Origin of the sequence: Microcoleus sp. K4-B3, from assembly GCF_036704615.1 — a bacterium.
GTDB lineage: Bacteria > Cyanobacteriota > Cyanobacteriia > Cyanobacteriales > Microcoleaceae > Microcoleus.
The window spans coordinates 1-1,777 of sequence record NZ_JAUBSF010000215.1 but is presented as its reverse complement, the minus strand read 5'-3'; the positions used below and the strand labels follow the sequence as shown (position 1 = coordinate 1,777).

Annotated in this window: 3 protein-coding genes; 2 read left to right on the top strand and 1 reads right to left on the bottom strand. The window is 41.8% G+C overall.

Annotated features, from left to right (window positions below; translation table 11 throughout):
* Both QUA78_RS32485 and QUA78_RS32480 read left to right on the top strand, forming a co-directional pair.
* Positions 1 to 198: hypothetical protein (locus QUA78_RS32485; RefSeq protein WP_333307396.1), on the top strand; the 198-nt coding region annotated here is incomplete at its 5' end.
* A gap of 98 nt (positions 199 to 296) precedes the next feature.
* A complete protein-coding gene (locus QUA78_RS32480) occupies positions 297 to 485 on the top strand; it encodes a hypothetical protein (protein ID WP_333307399.1) in 189 nt (62 codons plus the stop codon).
* Positions 486 to 744: 259 nt separating this feature from the next.
* On the opposite strand, the gene QUA78_RS32475 is transcribed toward QUA78_RS32480, so the two are convergent.
* Positions 745 to 1,716: a tyrosine-type recombinase/integrase gene (locus tag QUA78_RS32475; protein ID WP_333307401.1), complete on the bottom strand. Its 972-nt coding sequence runs from the start codon at positions 1,714 to 1,716 to the stop codon at positions 745 to 747.
* Positions 1,717 to 1,777: the final 61 nt, after the last annotated feature.

The window sequence follows — 1,777 nt, the reverse complement described above, 5'->3', positions numbered from 1 at the left end:
GCTGCCTATCTTTTTTTACCACAAGTTGGCTCAATCCTTACTAACTATGGGTTTGGGGCGGGTTGTCACCCCCCCAGGGTTCGTTTAAGTCTTTTTTTACAAGTAGCCGCCTACAGTTGGCGGCTACGCCAGAAAATAAAGACAGAAACTGGCACAGTATCTCTATTTTTAAACATTTTGTATAAAATAATACGTTGATTTTTATTTCCACTGTATAAACCGTAGTTTTTTCCGCGTTTAGGCAAGGTTGCCGTGTTATGCTTGATACGTTAAAAACGTGCGTAAAGACAGCCACAATGAACGTTTGGAGCTTAATTATTGAGGCTTTCAGAATACTGGTAGAACGTGACTCGATTCTTTCCGAAAGGCTCGCTAAACTGGAAGAAGAAAACGGGCTTGAAGTGACAGACGAAAGCGTTACTCAGTCCCAATTGCAAGAGTTGGTAACGCGAATGTCCGAACAGACTGTTCCCCCTGTTGCGTAAAATTTAACTGTGGTTTGATTTATCCTGGTTCTAGGTTCGCCCGGTGTAACAACCGGGTTTTTTATTGAGTAGCCACCTACTTTTACAAGTAGCCGCCAACTGTAGGCGGCTAAGCCAGAAAATACACTTGAAAGCAAGGAGAAGCTCCCCTACTTTGATTCACACCATACACATTATGTGAGTGAAGGTTTCCTTTTTCTGACCCGGGCGATCGCCAATAAAAAACCGCCCTTTTTAGGGGGCGGTCAGATGAGTAGGATTAAATGTCAGGGAAGCTAGCCTCGGTATTGACACCCAAGTAGTGCCTTTGGATCACTTCAACACTATTTCCGCAAGCGGTTGCCAGTAACAACAAATCAGTGCCAGCGTGCGCCATAAGGGTAATGAACGTGTGACGGGTATGGTAAGGGGAGAGGTAGGTTGAAATTTTACCTTCTTCTACCAATTGAGTAACTACGCCGGGGTATACATACGTTTTTTGAGAACATTTTAGTTCGTATGTATTCCACAACTTAGCAAATTGACCGATATACCAAGCTTTACCATTTTGTTGTTTTAAAATTAAATCAGTAGGCTTAGCGTCTACAGGTTTAATTCTCGATAATAAATTTTCAAGCTTGGGATATATTTTGAAAATCCTAGTCTCTCCTGTTTTTGGAACCTGAGTATTCTTTAATCGCCCGTTGTAAGACTTGCTAAACCGAATGCAATCTTTGTCGCGCCCTAGAAAGACATCCTTCCATTCAAGCGCGAAAGCTTCCCCGCTGCGACAACCTGTTAAAAACAAAAATTCAACCAACGGGGCTGCTTGTCGTACATTGGATTTTTCTGATTCATAAAAAGCCTTGATGATGATGTCACGTTCTTCTTTAGTAAAAGCTCGTCTATCGCGCTCATCTGGATCGATCTCTGTATCCTCTGAATCCCACCATCGCAATAACGAGCCATCAGGATTAACGACTGGCTTATATTTATCTGTTTTGTTAGGTGCGGTAACAGAGTCAATTCCCGCAAACGGATTAACTCTAAGTTTTGTTTTCTCTTGAGATTGCAAACGCAAAAACGCTTCAGAAAGAGCTGAAATAATTGAACGCTTGGTGGCTGCACAGCAGGTGAACCGCGACAAGCAATCACTTATCTTTCCGTCCAAGCGTTCATCCCATAAAGGATTATCCAACATTAGATCAACATGATTTTTTTTGTCATATACTTTCCCTTTAGAGTAATCCAAGGAAAAAATGATCCAAAATCAGGGATACTAAGAGAATAATTAATGTGCAATCTGCTGTATG

What these genes read in the sequence shown, in the direction of transcription:
- QUA78_RS32480 (WP_333307399.1), top strand. Translation starts at nt 297, where the DNA reads ATGAACGTTTGGAGCTTAATTATTGAGGCTTTCAGAATACTGGTAGAA.